We start from the raw sequence: 14284 nt of genomic DNA, 5'->3' as shown, positions 1-14284 counted from the left end.
AACTCCAGGTCACCCCCGACCGCCGCTCACTACGGCTGCGGTGGCCTGGTACGACTACCGGTCAGTAGGACCGCAGGGCGTTCATGGCGGTCTCCACGAACATCCGGATACCCACCCCGATGGCCCGCTCGTCGACGTCGAAGCGATCGTTGTGCAGGTCGACGTGGTCCTCCGCGTCCGGATGCGTGACGCCCAGGCGGAAGAGCGCGCCCGGGACCTGGCGGAGGTACCAGGCGAAGTCCTCACCGCCGAGGCTCTGCGGAGCCTCCTGCACGTGCTCCTCGCCGCAGACGGCGAGCGCCGAGTTGTAGAGGATCTTCGTGGCCACCGCGTCGTTGACCACAGCCGGGCACACCCGGTTGTAGTCCAACTCCCATTCGACCCCGAAGGGCTCGATCAGCTCGGTGAGTGACTTCTGCACGATGCTGGGGATCTGCTCCCAGATGTCCGCGTTGGGGATCCGTACGGTCCCGGCGGCCTGCGCGCGAGACGGGATCACATTGGCGGCCTCGCCGGCCTGGATGATGCCGAACCCGAGGAGCACCCGCTGGTGAGGCTCGAGGGACTCGTTCACGGACTCGGAGAGCCGGGCGATCACGGAGGCCAGCGCGTTGATCGGGTTGACGGTCAGGTGCGGCCGAGCCGAGTGGCCGCCCTTGCCGTGCAGTCGCAGCACCATGTGGTCCTGGGCCGAGGTGATCGCGCCCGTGCGGATGCCGACGTCGCCCACCTTGCGGCTCGGGTCGCAGTGCAGAGCGTAGATCACGTCAACGCCGTCGATCGCGCCACCCGCGATCATGTCCAGCGCGCCGCTGGAGGACGACTCCTCGGCCGGCTGGAACACCAGCCGGATCCGGCCCGGCAGGTGCTGCCGCCGCTTGGCGAGTTCGAGGGCCGTCCCCACCAGGACGGTCGTGTGTACGTCGTGCCCGCAGGCGTGGCACACGCCGGTGTTCTGCGAGCGGTACGGCACGTCCTTGGCGTCCAGGATCGGCAGCGCGTCCATGTCGGCGCGCAGCCCCACGGTGGGGCCGTCGGTCCCTTCGATGTCACAGACGAGCCCGGTCCCGGTCGGGAAGACCCGTGGCTCCAGTCCGGCGGATCTGAGCATGTCCGCCACGGCGGCGGTCGTACGGATCTCCTGACGGGCCAGCTCTGGGTGGGAGTGGATGTCCCGGCGGAACCGGATAAGTGTTTCTAGATCCAAATCCCCTGTCAACACGAGAGCAGACTCCGTCCAGCTAGTTCATTTTCCTTGTGATCGCAAGCGAGAATGGGGGACAGTCTAGCGATCGATACACCGATCTGCCGGTTTTCCTGCGAGTTTATGCGAAGCGTGGGCCAACCATTACCTATCCGCCCATCCGGGCTGCTCGACACGGGACGTTACGAACCTGTCTTCGGCGAGTTCGATAACCGTCGCGTCGACGACGTCCTGAAGGCTCCCCCCGTCCGCCAGGATCGCCCGCTGACGTTCGCTCGAATTGCCCTGCTCCAGCACCTCGGTCATGACCGCCAGTTCCTCGGCGCAGCCGAGCCGCTCTGCGACCGGTTCTAGATCGCGCTGCAGCTCGTACAGCAGATCCCGCATGGGCGCGGTCGACCCGCGGTCATCAGTGATCACGTTGGCGTCGAGGCCGTACCGCGTCGCCCGCCACTTGTTGTCGTGCACCACCCAGGCCGCCGGGTGCGGCAGCGTGTAACCGCGGTCGAGTTGCTGGTCGAGCCGTGTCACCAGGCTCTGGCACAGCGCGACGACCATGCCGACCTCCCTGGGCGTGGGGATGCCGTCGAACATCCGTATCTCGATGGTGCCGAAGTCGGGGTGCGGCCGGATGTCCCACCACACCTCCTTGATGCTCCTGATCGTCCCCGCCCGCAGCAACGTGTCCATGTACTCCTCGAACTCCGCCCAGTCCGCGAGCAGGTGCGGCGGCCCGGCGGTGGGCAGCGAGCCGAAGACGATCGCCCGGCTGGACGCCAGTCCGGTGTCCTTGCCGCCCCAGAAGGGGCTCGACGAGGTCAGCGCGAGGAAGTGCGGCAGGTGGGCGGCGAGCGCGTTGACGATCGGGATGACCTTGTCTCGGTCCTGGACCCCGACGTGCACGTGCACACCGAACGTCTGGATCCGCCAGGCGAGCCACTGCAGGTCCTCGACCAGCTCGGCGTACCGCTGGCTCGGCGCGTAGACCGCGTCGCGCCATTCGCTGATCGCATGGGTGCCCGTGCAGGCCAACACGGTGTCCCTGGGCCCGACCACCTCGGTGAGCCTGCTGATGCTCTTCTTCAGGTCCTGTACGGCCTCCGCCACCGTGTGGCAGACGTCGGTGACGATTTCGATCTGCGACTGCATGAGCTCGTGCATGGCCTTCGGACGCTGGCCCTCGCTCAGGTCGGGGACCGCGGCGAGCACGTCCTTGGCGTCCTGGCGAAGCTGGCGGGTGTGCCGGTCGATCAGCTGGAGCTCCCACTCCACACCCAGAGTCGCGCCGCGGGAAGGGTTGAACTGGATCGCCACACTCGCCTCCATCACATCGAAATGTCCTTCCTTTCCTTAATGCCCGTTGCGCTTTTGGTTAGTGCCGCCGACGCCAGCAATCCGCGTACGCCCAGGACGCCGAGCACCAGCCCCAGGATGACGTTGACGGCGATCAGCACACCGTGGACCACATAGAAGGCGGTGTCGTGCCCGTCCTGCAGGTTGAACCCGAGGTTCACCCATTCAAAGATCATGAAAGCGCCGAGGGCCAACAGAAAGCCCGATACACGTCTCGTCATCCTTCTAGTATCAACGGTCGCCCCATATGCGTATATTCGCGATCTTTGGGGGATCTGTCCCGCATGTGCAGGGACTCAGGACTAGGCTGATCCGCCTATGCTGCCCAAGAGGACGAACCGCGGCCCCACGTCGGCGAAGACGCGCATGACGGCATGCGTGACAGCGCTCGGTACGGCGCTCGCCACCGTGTCGCTGCTCGGCGTCGGAGCACCGGCAGTCGGAGCACCGGCAGTCGGAGCACCGGCAGTCGGAGCACCGGCCGGCGCGACAGCCCTGCCCTCCCCGTCCCCCTCTCCCGACACCGTCGGCCCTGGCGCCGAGGAAAGCCCCGGTGCCGACGAAAGCCCCGATGCCACCCGGAGCCCCACTGCCACTGCCAACCCCGGTACCGTCGACAACGCCCCGCGTAGCACGGTGGGCGGCAGGCTGCTCGCCGGCCGCGGCGTGATCGTGCCCGCCGACCTCAAACCGCTGCCGAAGACCGAGGCCTCGGCCTTCCTCATCGCCGACGCCGACACCGGCGCCGTGCTGGCGGCCAAGGACCCGCACGGCCACTACCGGCCCGCGAGCACGCTCAAGACGCTGACCGCCGTCACCCTCATCCCCAAGCTCGACAAGAACCGCAAGGTCAAACCCAGCGATCAGGCCTGCAATGTGGACGGCAGCGCCGTCGGGATCGTCCCCGAACCGATCTACAAGGTCGACGATCTCCTGCGGGCGCTGCTCATGGTCTCGGCCAACGACGCCGCGGTCGCGCTCGCCGAGGCGAACGGCGGCATGCGCAAGACTCTCGCCGACATGAACGGCGTGGCGCGCAGGCTCCAGGCGTACGACACGGTGGCCAAGACGCCCAACGGCCTGGACAAGCCGGGCCAGCGGACCTCGGCCTACGACCTCGCCCTGATCGCCCGGGCCGGGTTGGCGATGCCCCGGTTCCGCGAGTACATCAAAACGAAGGTCGCCAAGTTCCCCGCCCCCAAACTCCCCAAGCACTACGACAGGGAGTACCGCGAGCAGTCCGATGGCCACAACCGCGGCCACAGCCCCAAGGCCAGCAAATCCCCGCCGAGCTACTACGAGATGGGCAACCACAACCGGCTGCTGTGGAAGTATTCCGGCATGATCGGCGTCAAGAACGGCTGGACGTCGAAGGCCCTGGGCAGCTTCGTGGGCGCCGCCACCCGAAACGGACACACGATCATCGTCGTGATCATGCATCACCCGGGCGGCTTCTGGGACGAGGTGGCCAAGCTGCTCGACTGGGGCTTCGCCAACCGGGGCAAGGCCGCGCCGATCGGCCGGCTCGTCGGCCCGGCGGCGCCCTCACCGTCCCCGTCGCCCAGTCCCTCACCCGGGGCCCTGCCCGTACGGCCCGGCCGACCCGCCGCGAGCCCGGCCGCCGCGGCGGGCGGAGCCGGCGGAGAGAGCAGCCCGCTCCCGGCCATCGTGGCCGTGCTGGCAGGCGGCGTGCTCCTCATCGGCGGCGGCGCCACCGTGTACGGCATCCGCCGCCGACGCCGCGAGAGCCGTACCTGATCGAAATCCGGCTCAGCGGCTCGGCAACGCGCGGCTACTCCATTCCCAGCTGGCCGCCCAGGCCGCGGAGCCGGCGGGCGAGATCGGGAACGTCGTCCAGCTCGCCCTTGGCCAGTGCGATGACGAGGCTCTCCGCCTCGTCCACGTCCTGATAATCCAGAGTCTCGCCGTTGTCTTCGAGAAACGCGACGGCGGCGGCCCAGCCGAGCCGCTTGTTGCCGTCCACCAGGGGATGACCCAGGACGATGCTATGCATCAGCGCGGCAGCCTTCTCCCACAGATCCGGGTAGGCATCCTCACCGAACACCGAGGTCTGCGGGCGCAGCACCGCCGCGTGCAACAGACCGCCGTCGCGCAGCTCGACAGCCGGAAGTACGGCTCCGGCCAGCGCAAGGATGTCCCCTGTCGTGGGATAGGAGGTCATCGGGCCAGGCGGTCGAGCAGTTCCCGATCGCGTTCTGCGATCTTTCTGCCCATTGCCGCATAACGTTCACGGCGACGACGGGCGATGTACTCCTCGATCGCGATGACCATCGCCGAGTTGACGCTCTGCGCATCAGCGCCGGCTATCTGCTTGATCTGTTCATAGGTCTCGTCCGGGAGCCGCAGTCTGGTCTCAGCCACGGTTGAATGGTACCACTTTCCGGTACCACTCCTTGATCCCTTCAGCGTCGCATAACGGCCGCTTCACTGACGTTGCGCACATCCATCCCGGCGGCCCACCCTGTCCCTCGCTCGAACCTGCAAAGCCTCGGCTGACCTGGCGGCACCCGTCAAACCGTACGCCCACGGTCCGCGTCGTCAGGCACACCTGCGAATGCCGCGCCATGATCTACGAGCTGTGTAGCGCCGGGGGCCAGGGGTTCGTACGGCGCACGACACGCGGCACCAAGGGAACGACCATCCACGAGACCGACCGGGTCCCCGCACCCCGTGCCGTCGAACTCTTCGAGCGCATCCTGACCGGCGAAGCCCGATGAGCCGCCCCGCCGTTCGCCGTTGGCCGCGATCGGCAGGGCCATGGGCGGTCTTCCGCAAACGACCTTGCCCGCCGAGGGAGGCCGCCCCGCCAAGACGGCCCGCCTGCCGTACTTCCCCCGTGACAGCAGGCGGGCCATCCACCCGGCCTCACGGCCGTTCCCCGGGATGTCCCCAAGCACCTTGAAGAATTTTTCCGTCATATCTCTCAATTCGTAGTCGATCAGACACGCTTTGCGCGCGGGCTCACGATGCGTCGGTTAAAGTGATGCCATCTTTACCTACTAGGTAAATCTCGCAGGCGGGAGGCGCGGGTAGGGCGGTGCGACGGCGTGAGGAGGGATGGAAATGGCCAGGGCGAAGACCACGCGTATCCTGTATGCGGCTGGAGATCTCGACTACGCGGTGCCGCCGGGGGACACCCTGCGGGAGCTTCTCGAAGAGAAGGGGATGACCCAGCGTGAGCTGGCAGAGCGTGTCGGATTGTCCCCGAAACATGTCAATCAGCTGATTCACGGTCTCGTACGCCTCACTCCCGAGGTCGCCGAGTCGCTGGAACGCGTGGTCGGCACTCCCGCGAGGCTGTGGAACCGGCTTGAGGCCGACTACCAGTCGACGCGCGCACGTCTTCGATCGGTCAGGGACCTGGAACAGCACATCGAGTGGCTCAAAGAGCTTCCGGTGTCCGAACTGGTCAAACGGAAGGTGCTTCCGGAAGAGCCGAAAGACAAGGTCGCACGCGTCGAACAGCTTCTCGCGTTCTTCGCCATCGCCTCGGTCGACGTATGGCGGGAGCTGTACGAGCGACCGGCGGCATGCGCGTTCAGAAAGTCCAAGGCCCAGGATTCGAAGCTCGGCCCCTTGGCCACCTGGCTGCGCCTCGGGGAAATAGAAGCACAGCAGATCCGCTGCGCGACCTTCGACGCCGCGGCGCTCAGCAGGACGATCCCCGAGCTGCGGGCGCTGACCGTGCTGCCCCCGGACGAGTTCCGGCCACGCCTGCGGGAGATCTGCTCCAGCAGCGGTGTGGCGGTTGTTTTCGTGGAGGAGGTCAGGGGGGCGCGCGTAAGCGGTGTCACTCGAAAGATCGGAACCAAGCGCGTCATTCAGCTCAGCCTTCGCTACCGTACGGACGATCAGCTCTGGTTCAGCTTCTTTCACGAGGTTCACCACGTGCTGAACGGCGACGATGAGATTCGCATCGAGATCGCCGGCAGGACCGGGACCGACGATCCGAAAGAGGCGGAAGCCGACCGGTTCGCGGCGGACACCCTCATCCCTCCCCGGCATGCCTCCCGGTTGGCCGGCCTGACCTCGAAGGACGCCATACGAGCCTTCGCCGAGGAGATCGGAATCGCCCCCGGGATAGTCACAGGACGACTGCAGCGAGAGTTCCCCCGTCGATGGCCCTACCGCAACGGAAACGATCTCAAGCGCAAGCTGGATATGACCGCTCCCAGCTGAGGGATCGGGTACGCAGAGGCCTGCCCATCCCGAGTAGGCGAAGGCAGGCCGACTGCTTATCCGGCGGAGCGTTCGGGGTCGTCGGTGAACAGGTCGGCGGTGGAGGTGGCGGTGACGGCGCGCCGGGCCCATGCGTCGAGCCGGTCCAGGTCGGTGCAGGTGGTGATGCGGGCGTGGTCGGCGTCGGAGAAGGGGATGCCCCGGACTTGCAGGACGGCCAGCACCGCCCTGGCCTCCCCCTCCGCCCGGCCTTCCTGGAGACCTGCCGCACGGCCCGCTTCGAGACCTGCCGCACGGCCCGCTTCGAGGCCCTTGCCGTAGTGCTTCTGCGCGAAGGGACTGTAGACCGGCCAGACAGCGGATTCCATGAGCTTCTCCATCAGGTGTCGAGCAGCCTCTGAGGCCAACCGGAATGCGTATTCATAGTATTGCGGAGCGTGCTCGCCGGGGAGGTGCTGCAGCGCGGCGACGAACGCCTCCAGCACCTCCTCCCGATCTCCGTGGGTCATCACCGACAACGCCGCCAGCTCCGGATGCGCCGCAGCCTTCCCCGGATCAACCACCACAGGGATCTGCTCCGGGCCGATCACATGGCAGATCAACGTGTAGCCGGGCAGCTCGGTGGGGATCGGCTTGGCCGCCCACGCGGCCACCTTGGCCTGCGGGCAGATCACCAGCACGCGGACCGGGCACCGCAGCTGCAGCCACAGCGCGGCGGCATACCGTGGCAGCTGCGCCTGCTTGGCCTCGTCCTCTTCCCGCTGGATCTCCACGATGATGGCCTGCACGGGGTGGTGCCGGGGCCCGACCGTGATCACCGTGTCGGGGTACAGGTCCTTGGACGGTCGGTCGTTGAGCTCGTTGCCGACCAGCTGGACCGGCAGCCCGCCGGGCATCGCGACACCCAACTGGTCGCGCAACATCTCCACGGCAAGCTCCGGCCGGTTGCGGAACATCAGATTCAGGGTGTCGTGCACAGCAGACGGCATGACACCCAACGTTACATCACAAATACATAGAGTGATTAATGGTTGTTGGCCTCAGCTTGACCCGGCCCCACGGATTGGGGCCGAGGGTGTTGGTGAAGTGCGTCTCCGCCACGGTCGTCTCGCAGCGGAACGACAGCGGCATCCGCCACGCCCGCACCTGCCGCGACGCCTTCAGTCCCGCCGCGTCGGGGTCGGAGTAGACGTGCGACTCGGTAGACACGCCGTCCAGGACGAGCATCGGTTCGTGAACCAGCGGGAAGCCGAAGTTCGGTTATCGCTTCGCCGACTCCCCGATGCGCACCTCCATCCCAGCGGCCCACCCTGTCCCCCGCGATAGGCCGGCATCTGGGTACGGAAGGTTCAAGAGGAAGGGAGAGGCTCCTGATGGCGGAGTATGTGCAGGTTCAGGTCACCATCGACGACCGCGAGCAGGCCGCCTCGCTCGCCCGCTCCGCCGTGGAGGCCCGGCTCGCGGCCTGCGCCCAGCTCGTCGGTCCCATCACCAGCACCTACCGGTGGGAGGGCCGGATCGAGACCGCCGAGGAGTTCCTGTTGCTGTTGAAGACCGCCGGCGGTCTGGCCGACAGGCTGACCGAGCACATCCGCGCCGAGCATCCGTACGACACACCCGAGATCATCACGCTGCCGATCGACGGCGGGCTCGCCGCCTACCTGAACTGGATCACCGAGGAGACACGACAGCCGCGCTAGGGAGTGTCCCTAACCGGGGGCGTCGGCGAGGCGACGGCGGGCCGAGCCGTATTCGGAGCGAAAGTCGCGCACGGCCGGCGCCCGGTCCACATCCCCAGGCGGCGTATCCCCCACGACGCCTCCGTCTGCCGTGCAAGCGCGAGAGTGCGCCGTGCGTAGTACACCGCCCCATCGACGTCGACATCCATTCGTGCCTGAGCTGCCGCGACGTCCGCGTTCACTATCGCTCCTCGCTTGGAATCGGGTAGTCGTTCACGAAGGCGAGCGCCATTTCGGACGCCTCCTGCACGCCACGATCGCCGCCGAGGTGAGTATGCGCGGTAAGCACCATTGAGGTGAACCGCGCCTGATCCAGGAAGCTGTCGCCGGATCCTGAAAACTGACCCCTGGGGTACCGCGGGTTCTGGTGTTCGTCGCAGGCGCCTTCCCCAGCGCCGCCCGTAAGGGCATACCACCATTGCACATGACCTCGTCATCCCAGCCATGGATACGGATATCCATAAAAGCGAATTCGGCTACCCATAACAGTTGACCAGAAATTCCCAATTGCCCCTAATCGAAAGACATGAGAGGATCACCATTCATAGCCCGGACCATCTTCCGGTGGTTCGGCCGGTCTTTCCGAGACAACTCGAAGGGTTGCCCGTGAGTCACAGACAGCAATCCGGCGCTGACTTAAGCGCCGATCAACGACCTGAACCCGCGACGCCCTCCAGCCGTATAGAAGGAGAGAAGAGGAGGAGGACCACGTTGCTTCGCCGTAAACTGGCAGTCGGCATCGCACCCGCGATAGCACTGCTCATGCTACCTACGGTAGCGGCGGCCGATCACATTTATGATGGCATCATACCGACCGCAACCTATGGACCTGCCTGCATCAACGGAACAGTCACCGATAGCCCGGTATGCCGGACGGACAACGCGAGCGTCTACTGGTACGCGGACAGCAACGACTACGCCGCCCTTGAACAAAACGATAAAGATGCACTCAGCGGCATGTTAAGCGCCCAATACCAGCCGACCGATCTCACTGTCACCCACGAGTCCAACCCTGTGTTTTCGGGAAGCGGTGAGACGGACATCATCTACCAGGAAGAGACCGATGGTCTAACCGGTTTATATGGAATCACGTGGTGCGACGACGCGGTAAACGGCGAGCTCTACACATGCGATCAGACGTACATCCGGATCGTGACCCCGGACGGCTACCGGGTAGAGGGAGGGTCGGTGGCCTGCCACGAGACGGGACACGCCGTCGGTTTAGTACACGGTACTGAGGCTTACCCCGTCCTGGACCCGGGAGACGACAGGCTGGGTTGTATGGAGAACGCGGAAGAGTTCCCTCCCAACCTCGGCAACAACAGCGCACACCTCATCAACGGCGTGTATTAAGAGGAAAGCCGACATGAAGCGTATCCCCGTATGGGCCGTCGCCACCATCGCGGCCCCCGTCGTCGTGGCCGCCGTAGTCGCCACCACACTGACCCTCGCCGGCAGCAGGGAGTCGTCTCCGGCGCTTGCCGTGGGCACGGATGCCGCCAGCACGGAAGTCGTTGTCGGTCACGGCCGTGATCGCACAGCCAGTCGCACAGCAAGTGACTGGGCCACCTATGCCGACCATGTGGTGGTTGTCACCGCTGTACAGGAGACCGAAAAGCAGCCGAGCAAGAAGGAGATCGAACGTGGCGAGGGCATGATAGGGCGCACAGTCACAGAACGGATCGACAAAGTGCTGTGGTCCGCTCCCGATGCCCCTCAACCGCCACCCGGAATCCTACAGATGTCGGTTCCTGGCTGGGTCTTCAACAACAACGACGGCCACGGCAAGCGCAAGTTCGCCATCGCGGACTCGTCACGCATTGAGGTCGGCCACACCTATATCCGAGCGATCGAGTGGATCGACGACCCGTGCTCCGACGACGTAGCGAAGGGCAAGTGGGATGCTCTGGGCACGGGCAGCGTCATCCCCTTCGACCAAGGCGTCCTCGGCATGGGTGAATTCGAGGGTGAAGGACGCTCTGCCGAGACGGCCAAAGCCAAACTGAAGAGCGTCGATCCACAGGTTTGGACGCTGAGAGACAAGACGCTCGGCGGGAACGCCAACACGCTGGTCGCCGAGTTGAAGACAGCAAAACCTCGGAAGGAAAACGTTATGCGGAGGGAATGCAACCCTCAGGACCAATAAGTCCAAGCATAGGGATGGATGTCTGATGAGGACCGGCGGCGGGGTGTCCGCCGACCGGTCCTCGGGGATGGGATCATCAGTTCGGGCGGGCCGTGAGGGCCAGAAGCTCCGCTCGACGTTGCCGATCACGACAGGATGCTGTCAGGCGTCGGGCCAGGGTTCTTCGCGGTCGGGAATGGCGGGGGACGGCAAGGGGGTGGGTCCGGGGGGTGGGCCGAGGGTGGCCGTGGCGGTCCAGGCGGCGGTGTAGAGGACCAGCCGGGCGGACAGGTTGATCCACAGCAGCAGGCCCACGATCACCGCGAACGTGCCGTAGATGGGATTGCGCAGCGTCCCCGACAGGATCAGCGCAGCGAGCTGCTTGAGCAGACCGAAGCCGACCGCCCCCAGCAGGGCACCCTTCAGCACGACCCGCAGCGGCTCGTCCGGCTTGATCAGCCAGCCCAGGATGACAAGGAAGATCAGCAGGTCGGCCAGTAGGGAGGCACCGGCCCCGGCGAGCCGTACCGTGAACTCCCCGAACACCGAGCCGCCCAGGCCGAGCCATCCGGCCACGGCACCGGTCGCACCGGCGGCGAAACCACTGACGACGACCGAGACAAGCATGATCACACCGAGCAGCGCGAGCGCGACGAGGTCGTGGAACTTGCCGACGAAGAAGCTCGGCTTCGGGCGGCTGGTCATCCAGATGTCGCGCAGGGCGGTGCGCAGGGCCTCGATCGCGCCGAGCCCGGCATAAAACAGCCCCAGCAGGCCGATGACGCCCGCGCCGGCCCGAGCCCCGGCGAGCTGGTCGATGTGGAGCTGCTCGGCGAGCCCGGGAAGCTGCGCGTTGACCGCCTTGATCAGCGTGGCCAGCGCGTCGGGCCGAAACGTCACGATGACCCCGAACAGGGCGAACGCCAACGCCAGCAGCGGGAAGAACGACAGGAACGCGAAATAGGTCAGCGCACCCGCCAGGCGGTCGCCCTCGCGCACGTGGTAGCGCTGCACGGTCCGGATGAGGTGGTCGACCCACCGATGCCGAAACCGCTCCCGCTCGACGAACTCCCGGCCCCACTCCTTGGCGGCGGCGACTCGCCGCTTCACCCGATCGATCACACCCGACTCGGCTTCCATCCGCCGTCCACTACCCAGTGTCGGCGAATCGACGCCCGGACGGAGCCCTGCCTAGGGCAGCAGGCCGAGGCGGTCGCGGACCTGGGCCATGGTCTCGCGGGCCACCGCGCGGGCACGCTCGGCGCCGACGGCGAGCAGACGATCGAGCTCGGCCTCGTCGGCCAGCAGCTTCTCGGTCCGCTCGCGGATCGGGGCGAACGTGTCCACCACGACCTCGGCGACCTCCTTCTTGAAGGCGCCGTAGCCCTGACCGGCGAACCGCGCCTCCAGGTCGGCGATCGACATGCCCGACAGCGCCGAGTGGATCCGCAGCAGGTTGGTTACGCCCGCCTTGTTCTCCTCGTCGGCGATGACCTCGGAGCCGGTGTCGGTGACGGCTCGCATGATCTTCTTGCGAAGCTTGCCCGGCTCCTCGAGCAGGTCGATGATGCCCTGCGGGCTGGACGACGACTTCGACATCTTGGCCGACGGGTCCTGAAGGTCGGTGATCTTCTCGACCTCCTTCAGGATGTACGGATTCGGCAGCTTGAAGGTCGGGCCATAGCGGCTGTTGAACCGCTGCGCGAGGTCGCGGCTGAGCTCCAGGTGCTGCTTCTGGTCGACCCCGACCGGAACCTGGTCGGTCTGGTAGATCAGGATGTCGGCGGCCATCAGCATCGGGTAGGTGAACAGGCCCACCCCCGCCGAGCTCTCGCCGTACTTGGCGGCCTTGTCCTTGAACTGGGTCATCCGGGCGGCCTCGCCCATGCCGGTCTGGCAGATCAGGTACCAGGCCAGCTCGCTGTGCTCCCGGACGTGGCTCTGCACGAACACGGCGGCACGCTCGGGGTCGAGCCCCACCGCGAACAGCTGGGCTGCGGCCACCCTGGTCCGGCGGCGCAGATCCTCCGGCTTGGGCGTGACGGTCAGCGCATGCAGGTCGACGACCGCGTAGAAGGCGTCATGGGTGTCCTGCAGGGCCACCCACTGCCGCACCGCGCCGAGATAGTTGCCGAGGTGGAACGAGTCGGCGGTGGGCTGGATTCCGGACAGAACGCGAGGACGGGCCATGACATGTAATTCTGTCAGGAGTCGCCGGGTGCCCGCGACAGGCGCATCCCCGACCCGCTCAACCCGTGCTCACCTGCCCCTCCCCCGCGTCGTCCGTGGCCTCCTCGGGGGCGGGAGCCGTACGGGTGACCCGGACGCGGGAGACCCGCCGGCCGTCCATCTCGGAGACGGTCAGCTTGAGGCCGACCACCTCGACGGCCTCACCCGGCTCGGGGACGTGACCGAGCGCGGCCATGACATATCCGCCCAGTGTCTCGTAGGGGCCCTCGGGGAGCCGCACACCCGTCTGGTCCGCGAAATCCTCCAGATGGACCAGACCCTCGATCTCCATGTCGCCGGCGATGAGGCGTACGGCCTCGCCGTCCTGGTCGTACTCATCGCGGATGTCGCCGATGAGCTCCTCGACCAGGTCCTCCAGCGTCACGATGCCGCGGGTCCCGCCGTACTCGTCGACCACGATCGCCAGATGGTGGCCCTCGTCGCGCATCTCGGCCAGCGTCGTGAGGACCCGTTTGCTCGCCGGCACGAGTTTGACGGGCCGGATCGGCACCAGTTCGCTGATCGGTTCGACGCTCCCGGTCAGGACCGGGTCGAGGAGATCCCGAACATGGACAAATCCGATGATGTCGTCATATGAGTCTCGATAGACCGGGAACCGGGAGTGCGGCATGGCTGCGGCCAGCACAGCCGCCTCGGCCAGCGGTGTGTCCACCGCCATGAACTCGACCTCCGTACGCGGCAGCAGCACCTCTCTGAGCTGGCGCTTACCCGCCGCGAACACCTCTCCGATCAGGTCACGCTCGTCCTGGGCGAGTTCCTGGTGGCCCGCCACCATCTCACGGAGCTCCTCAGTGGTCATCTCGGCCCGGTCGGCCGCCGGATTGCCGCCGAGCAGCCGCACCACGCCGTTGGTCGACATCGACAGCAGCCAGATGACCGGCCGCGACAGACCCGCGATGAAGTCGAGAATCGGCGCGGCCAGCAGTGACCACCCCTCCGCCCGCTGCCGGCCAAGGCGCTTGGGCGCGAGCTCGCCCAGCACCAGGGACACGAACGAGATGGCGAGCGTTACGATCACGAACGCCAGAGGGGCGGCGACCCCCCGCTCCAAGCCCCAGCCCGCGAAGACCGGAGTCAGCCGGTCGGCGAGCTGGCCGGCGCCGAGCGCGGCCGAAAGCACGGTGGCGACGGTCACGCCGACCTGGATGGCCGAAAGGAAGCGGTTCGGGTCGCGGGCGAGCTTCTGCACCCGGGCGCCGCGGCGGCCCCGTTCGCTGAGCCGCCTGACCTGGCTCTCCCGCAGGGACACCATGGCCATCTCGGTGGCGGTGAAGAAGCCGCCGATCAGAATGAATATCAGGACCAGGGTGATGATCACCGCGACGTTGCTCACGTCATCGTCCGTTCCCAATGTGGTCGCTCTTCTGCAGGCATTCAACCCGTTCCGAGAGGAGACCGCGTAAGCTAGGCGAC

Annotated in this window: 16 protein-coding genes; 6 read left to right on the top strand and 10 right to left on the bottom strand. The window is 66.5% G+C overall.

Annotated features, from left to right (window positions below; translation table 11 throughout):
• Positions 1-61: 61 nt before the first annotated feature.
• The 3 genes from Mth01_RS13365 to Mth01_RS13355 all read right to left on the bottom strand — a co-directional run bounded on the left by Mth01_RS13365 (position 62) and on the right by Mth01_RS13355 (position 2778).
• Positions 62-1219: an amidohydrolase gene (locus Mth01_RS13365; protein ID WP_239089622.1), complete on the bottom strand. Its 1158-nt coding sequence runs from the start codon at positions 1217-1219 to the stop codon at positions 62-64.
• A gap of 129 nt (positions 1220-1348) precedes the next feature.
• Positions 1349-2518: a glutamate--cysteine ligase gene (locus Mth01_RS13360; protein ID WP_204016146.1), complete on the bottom strand. Its 1170-nt coding sequence runs from the start codon at positions 2516-2518 to the stop codon at positions 1349-1351.
• Positions 2519-2529: 11 nt separating this feature from the next.
• Positions 2530-2778 (bottom strand): SCO4848 family membrane protein, encoded by a 249-nt coding sequence (locus Mth01_RS13355; protein WP_204016228.1) that lies wholly within the window; start codon positions 2776-2778, stop codon positions 2530-2532.
• 97 nt (positions 2779-2875) lie between these two features.
• Between Mth01_RS13355 and Mth01_RS13350 the strand changes: the two genes are divergently transcribed.
• Positions 2876-4315, top strand: a complete 1440-nt coding sequence (locus tag Mth01_RS13350) for a D-alanyl-D-alanine carboxypeptidase family protein (protein WP_239089621.1) — start codon at positions 2876-2878, stop codon at positions 4313-4315.
• A gap of 34 nt (positions 4316-4349) precedes the next feature.
• Here the strand turns inward: Mth01_RS13350 and Mth01_RS13345 are convergent, their stop codons facing one another.
• On the bottom strand, positions 4350-4739 hold the full coding sequence (locus Mth01_RS13345) for a type II toxin-antitoxin system death-on-curing family toxin (RefSeq protein ID WP_204016145.1): 390 nt from the start codon (positions 4737-4739) through the stop codon (positions 4350-4352).
• Positions 4736-4939, bottom strand: coding sequence for an Arc family DNA-binding protein (locus tag Mth01_RS13340; RefSeq protein ID WP_204016144.1), 204 nt, complete (start codon positions 4937-4939; stop codon positions 4736-4738). Before Mth01_RS13340 ends, Mth01_RS13345 begins: the two co-directional genes overlap by 4 nt.
• A 203-nt stretch (positions 4940-5142) precedes the next feature.
• Here Mth01_RS13340 and Mth01_RS13335 point away from each other — a divergent pair, with 203 nt between their 5' ends.
• The gene (locus Mth01_RS13335; protein ID WP_204016143.1) at positions 5143-5295 is read left to right on the top strand and encodes a hypothetical protein; all 153 of its coding nucleotides are present in this window, start codon (positions 5143-5145) and stop codon (positions 5293-5295) included.
• A gap of 346 nt (positions 5296-5641) precedes the next feature.
• Positions 5642-6757, top strand: coding sequence for a helix-turn-helix domain-containing protein (locus Mth01_RS13330; RefSeq protein ID WP_204016142.1), 1116 nt, complete (start codon positions 5642-5644; stop codon positions 6755-6757).
• 56 nt (positions 6758-6813) lie between these two features.
• On the opposite strand, the gene Mth01_RS13325 is transcribed toward Mth01_RS13330, so the two are convergent.
• Both Mth01_RS13325 and Mth01_RS13320 read right to left on the bottom strand, forming a co-directional pair.
• A complete protein-coding gene (locus Mth01_RS13325; protein WP_239089620.1) occupies positions 6814-7746 on the bottom strand; it encodes an RpnC/YadD family protein in 933 nt (310 codons plus the stop codon).
• 16 nt (positions 7747-7762) lie between these two features.
• Complete coding sequence (locus Mth01_RS13320; protein ID WP_204016141.1) at positions 7763-7966, bottom strand: hypothetical protein; 204 nt, start codon at positions 7964-7966, stop codon at positions 7763-7765.
• Between the two features lie 164 nt (positions 7967-8130).
• Between Mth01_RS13320 and cutA the strand changes: the two genes are divergently transcribed.
• The 3 genes from cutA (at position 8131) to Mth01_RS13305 (ending at position 10642) form a co-directional block, all read left to right on the top strand.
• Complete coding sequence (gene cutA / locus Mth01_RS13315; protein WP_204016140.1) at positions 8131-8457, top strand: divalent-cation tolerance protein CutA; 327 nt, start codon at positions 8131-8133, stop codon at positions 8455-8457.
• A gap of 645 nt (positions 8458-9102) precedes the next feature.
• On the top strand, positions 9103-9849 hold the full coding sequence (locus Mth01_RS13310; protein ID WP_204016139.1) for a hypothetical protein: 747 nt from the start codon (positions 9103-9105) through the stop codon (positions 9847-9849).
• A gap of 13 nt (positions 9850-9862) precedes the next feature.
• The gene (locus Mth01_RS13305; RefSeq protein ID WP_204016138.1) at positions 9863-10642 is read left to right on the top strand and encodes a hypothetical protein; all 780 of its coding nucleotides are present in this window, start codon (positions 9863-9865) and stop codon (positions 10640-10642) included.
• Between the two features lie 141 nt (positions 10643-10783).
• Here the strand turns inward: Mth01_RS13305 and Mth01_RS13300 are convergent, their stop codons facing one another.
• From Mth01_RS13300 to Mth01_RS13290, 3 genes are read right to left on the bottom strand one after another with little or no spacing between them, the layout of a single operon-like run.
• Positions 10784-11761: a YihY/virulence factor BrkB family protein gene (locus tag Mth01_RS13300; protein ID WP_239089619.1), complete on the bottom strand. Its 978-nt coding sequence runs from the start codon at positions 11759-11761 to the stop codon at positions 10784-10786.
• Positions 11762-11812: 51 nt separating this feature from the next.
• Entirely contained in the window at positions 11813-12811 is a 999-nt protein-coding gene (trpS, locus tag Mth01_RS13295) for a tryptophan--tRNA ligase (RefSeq protein ID WP_204016137.1), read from the bottom strand.
• 58 nt (positions 12812-12869) lie between these two features.
• Positions 12870-14204, bottom strand: coding sequence for a hemolysin family protein (locus Mth01_RS13290; RefSeq protein ID WP_204016136.1), 1335 nt, complete (start codon positions 14202-14204; stop codon positions 12870-12872).
• Between the last annotated feature and the right edge of the window lie 80 nt (positions 14205-14284).

Source organism: Sphaerimonospora thailandensis, from assembly GCF_016863115.1.
GTDB classification, from domain to species: domain Bacteria; phylum Actinomycetota; class Actinomycetes; order Streptosporangiales; family Streptosporangiaceae; genus Sphaerimonospora; species Sphaerimonospora cavernae.
The sequence above is the reverse complement of the archived record's forward strand: the minus strand, read 5'-3'. Positions and strand labels throughout refer to the sequence as shown.